General features: G+C 71.0%; 4 protein-coding genes and 1 pseudogene. 1 reads left to right on the forward strand and 4 read right to left on the reverse strand.

From position 1 onward, the window contains the following. Positions 1-28 precede the first annotated feature (28 nt). On the reverse strand, positions 29-565 hold the full coding sequence (locus JNK30_RS04125) for a hypothetical protein (protein ID WP_293480453.1): 537 nt from the start codon (positions 563-565) through the stop codon (positions 29-31). Positions 566-979: 414 nt separating this feature from the next. Here JNK30_RS04125 and JNK30_RS04130 point away from each other — a divergent pair, with 414 nt between their 5' ends. After that, entirely contained in the window at positions 980-1,471 is a 492-nt protein-coding gene (locus JNK30_RS04130) for a hypothetical protein (RefSeq protein WP_293480454.1), read from the forward strand. 143 nt (positions 1,472-1,614) lie between these two features. Here JNK30_RS04130 and JNK30_RS04135 read toward each other — a convergent pair whose 3' ends face one another. The 3 genes and pseudogenes from JNK30_RS04135 to JNK30_RS04145 form a co-directional block, all read right to left on the reverse strand. Next, positions 1,615-2,928 (reverse strand): sulfatase, encoded by a 1,314-nt coding sequence (locus JNK30_RS04135; RefSeq protein ID WP_293480455.1) that lies wholly within the window; start codon positions 2,926-2,928, stop codon positions 1,615-1,617. Between the two features lie 108 nt (positions 2,929-3,036). Next, positions 3,037-3,594, reverse strand: coding sequence for a PadR family transcriptional regulator (locus tag JNK30_RS04140; protein WP_293480456.1), 558 nt, complete (start codon positions 3,592-3,594; stop codon positions 3,037-3,039). Between the two features lie 604 nt (positions 3,595-4,198). Further along, positions 4,199-4,325, reverse strand: a pseudogene (locus JNK30_RS04145) (hydrogen peroxide-inducible genes activator); the annotation flags it as partial.

Below are 4,325 nucleotides of genomic sequence, written 5' to 3' on the forward strand. Positions count from 1 at the left end.
GGGGGAGCTCGCGAAGCGAGAGGGGGTTCTATCCGGCCGCCAGCCGGGCCAGCAGGCGCTCGGCCTCCCAGGGGCGGGTCACGCGGTGCAGGCGCAGGCCCGGCGGGGCGTGGGCGAACAGGGCCTCGTACGGGCGCGTCCGGCGCCTGTAGGTGTCCCAGGCCCAGCGGATCGGATGGCCCTTGTCGAGCCAGTCGGCGAACGTCTCGACGTTGCCGGTGCCGGGCCAGAGCTCGCGGCCGCCGGCGGCGCGGTCGAACGAGCGGCGGATCACGCGGGCCATCACCAGGGGCTTCGGATAGTCCAGCCAGACCAGGTCGGTGGCCCGCGCCAGCAGCGACGGCCGCGAGGCGATGTAGTTGCCGCAGCTCACCCAGGCGTCGGCCGCCATGGCCGCCTCGCAGCGGCGGACAAACTCGGCCGGGTCGGTCTCGTGCAGGGCGACCCAGCCCGGCTGCCAGGTGACGGCGTCGAGGTCGATATGGCGCACGCCCATGGCCGCCGCCAGTTGCCTGGCGAAGGTGGTCTTGCCCGATCCGGAGGTGCCAATGACGCCGATCCGCATGCCTTCGCCCCGCCTTTCGCCGCCCCAGATGCCGGGACGTCGGCCCGGCCGCAAGGCGCCAGGGACGGTCGCGGGGCGTCAGGCGCTGTCGGAGAAGAGGACGCCGTGGCGCGCCAGGGTCGGGTGATCCTCGGCCGGCCGCAGGTCGGTCCAGCCGTAAGCCGCCGCCACGTTCATGGGCCCGCCTCCCGCCCATCGGTCGATGCGGAATGGGAGCGTTGCTTCCAGTCGGGCGGTAGCGGGCGGGGCGACACGTTGACCCGACTGTCGTCTTCCTTGATTTCAGCACTGCCTTAGGTGCGTCCTGCTCACCCAGTAAGGGACTCTCCTCTTTGGCATGTGCGCACGCTTGGTTGGGGCTCGGGGCCTGGACCTTGGTCGGGAAGCCAGGACGGCAGGCGCGGGGTTTGGCTCATGGGTGAAGTCGATCTCGACAGGATGCGGCGTCAGCCCTCGCTCGGACGGGTCGTGACGGGTTTCGCCCTGTCACCGATCACCGCCGGCATGCCGTGCGCCTTCGCCCTCGCCATGTACGCCATCGCAGAAGGCCGGGGCGGAATCGACGCCGAGGGGCTGAGGCTAACGGCGGGATTGGCGCTTGTCGTGGGACTATGGGCCTATCCGGTCGCCTTTGTGGTAGCCGCCCCCCTTTACGTGCTGTCGCGCCGCTGGATCGGGCTCACCGCGCTCAACTCGGCGGCGGCGGGAGCGGCGGTCGGCGCGTCCGTCGCGGCGGCCTTTCTTGGCGCCGCCGCCCCAGAGCTTCGTGAACTCTTGCTGCTCCAAGGCGCTGTGGGATGGCTGCATCTTCTCGCCTTGGCTTCGGCTTGCGGCGCGCTCCCGGGCTTCGTCTTCTACCTGATTGCGGGACGCCCGATCATGGCCAGGGGGTCCGACCTCCGCTGACCACCCTCGGCTGAGATTCCCTGCGTCCGCCCAGTTGGTCAGCGAAGGTTCGGTCAGGGCACGGGCGGCCGGAACCGCGTTCGACCCGTTGCTCGCGCCTTACCTCCCCCGCGAAGCGACGGGTTAGCTAAGGGCAGTCCGCCTCAGGCCGGGGGCTTGTAGCGTGTGCCCAGGGGCTCGAAGGCGGCCTTTGCGCGGTCGAAGCGGCCCTTGAGGTCGGCGACCACGTCGGGGTGCAGGCTGGCGAGGTTGTAGGCCTCGGCGGGGTCGGCGCGCACGTCGAACAGCATCGGGCCGTAGCGGTCGGTCCAGGGCAGATCGAGCCGGCGGTAGTAGCTGCGCACCACGTACTTCCAGCGATCGGTGCGGATCGCGGCCAGCTGCTCGTTGTTGAACATGAGCAGGGTGTCGTGGGGACTGGCGGCGCCCTGGGTGAGGGTCGGGGTCAGGTCGCGGCCGTCCAGCTCGACAGGCGGAAGCGGCCGGCCCGCCATGGCCAGCACCGTCGGCAGGATGTCGATGTTCATGGCGATCTCGCGGATCACGCGGCCGGCCGGCAGGCGGCCCGGCGCCCAGGCGACGAACGGCACGCGGTAGCCGCCGTCCCACGAGGCGCCGCCCTTGCGGTCGCGCATCGGGCCGGCCGAACCCTCGAACCACGGGCCGTTGTCGGAGGTGAAGATCACCAGCGTCTGGCGGTCGAGCGACAGCGTCTTCAGGTGCTCGAGCAGCCGGCCCATCTCGGCGTCGACCTCCTCGACCACGTCGCCGTAGGCCGCGGCCCGCGAGCGGCCCTTGTGGTCCGGATGCGGCAGGAGTTCGAGATGCGGCGCCGTGAGGGCCAGCAGGAGGAAGAACGGGCGGTCGCGATTGTCCTCGATGAAGCGGCGGCTGCGGGCGAAGAACCGCTCGGTGAGGCGCGGGAGGTCCACCTCGTCTTCCTTGGCGAGGTCGCCGCCCGCCTCGCCTTCATAGTAGGCCAGGGGCTTCATGTCGTGGCTGTAGGGCAGCCCGGAAAACAGGTCGAAGCCGTGGTTCGTCGGCGGCCAGGACGGGGCCGCGTGGCCCAGGTGCCACTTGCCGATGAGCGCGGTGGCGTAGTCGGGCTTGAGCGCCTTGGCCAGCGTCGTCTCGGAGGTCTTGAGCCCGTGGGTGTCCGGGGGCTGGATGACCTCGTGCGCGAGCCCGCTGCGGATCGGATAGCGCCCCGTCAGCAGGCCGGCGCGCGACGGCGTGCAGATGTTGGCGCTGGCGTAGAAGTCGGTCATCCGCACGCCCTGGCGCGCCATGCGGTCGAGGTTGGGGGTCCGGATCAGCTTCGAGCCGTACGAACCGAGATCGCCCCAGCCGAGGTCGTCCGTCAGCACGACGATGACGTTCAGGGGCCGCGTCGCGGCCCCCGCGCCGCCCGCCGCGCCCGTCGCCGCCAGTCCCATCAGCACCTCCCGCCGCCGCATCCCGTTCCCCTCTTTTCCCACAGCAAAGCACGGACGGCGGAAAAAGAGAGCCTCCACGTTCGCCGCGGAGGCTCAGGTCGACAGGCGGGGAGGATCGCCCGGGGGCCGTCAGGCCTTTTCGATGGCCGCGGCGGTGTCGTCGATCATGGCCACGATGCGGTCGAGCTCGGCCTCGGTGACGCCGCGCGACATGCGGTTCTTCAGCGCCATGCCCAGGTTCATCATCGCGCGGCCCACGCGGGGGCGGCCGGGGCCGGAGGCGCGGCCCGCCTCGTCCATGCGGGCGAACAGGGCGTCCACCGTCGGGCGGTGGCGTTCGAGCTCGGCCTGGCCGGACTCGGTGATCTCGAACTGCTTGCGGCCGGTCTCGCCCGCCGCCTGGCGGATCATGGACTCGTCCTCCAGCATGGCGAGGGTCGGATAGACCACGCCCGGCGAGGGCCGGTAGGCGCCGCCGGTTCGGTCCTCCAGCTCCTTGATCAGCTCGTAGCCGTGGCGCGACCGCTCGGCGAGCAGCGCCAGGACGACGTAGCGCAGGTCGCCGTGCTCGAAGAAGCGGCCGAAGCGGCGGCCGTGCCGCCCGCCCCGGCCATGCTCGCGCCCGACGTGGCCGCCCCAGCCGTGGCGGCTGCGGAGGAAGCGGGGTTCGTGGAAGTGTCGATGCATGTTTTAGACCTAGTTTCGATATGTCTGAAATTCAGATACATCGAAACTGTTCCGGGCCGCAAGCGGATTTTCCAGCTGTCATCAGACGCGCCCGATTGTCGGGACGGCCCGCAGCCGCCACCGCCGCGCCTCGTCCGGACCCACGGTGTCTATGGGTCCCGGTCTTCGCCTGCGGCGAAACCGGGATGACAGTGTTTGAAGTAACGCCCCCACCCTCTCCGCTGTCATCCCGGCCGGACCCCGGCGCAGCCGGGGGGAGAGCCGGGACCCATACGCGCCCGATGGCAGAGACGGCCCGCCAGCGTCGCCGCCGCGCCCCTTCCGGAGCCACGGAGTCTATGGATCCCGGTCTTCGCCTCCGGCGAAACCGGGATGACAGCGTTTGAAGTACGCCCCCCACCCTCTCAGCTGTCATCCCGGTTTCCGCGCAGCGGAACACCGGGACCCATACGCGCCCGATTGTCGGGGCGGCCCGCCAGCGTCGCCGCCGCGCCCCGTCCGGGACCGCGGAGTCTATGGGTCCCGGTCTTCGCCTGCGGCGAAACCGGGATGACAGCTTTGGAGAGCGCAGCCCGCTTTCGATCCTCAGCCGCGCGGCGGCGGTTCAGACGTCGCGCAGGACGTCGGCGAGGAGGCGGCCCTCGGCGCGGCGGTTCGACCCGGCGCGCCAGGCGACCACGATCTCGCGCACGGCATGCTCGGCCGCGATCGGCTTGACCGCCACGTTGGCG

Source organism: Phenylobacterium sp. (assembly GCF_016793225.1).
Lineage (GTDB): Bacteria > Pseudomonadota > Alphaproteobacteria > Caulobacterales > Caulobacteraceae > Phenylobacterium.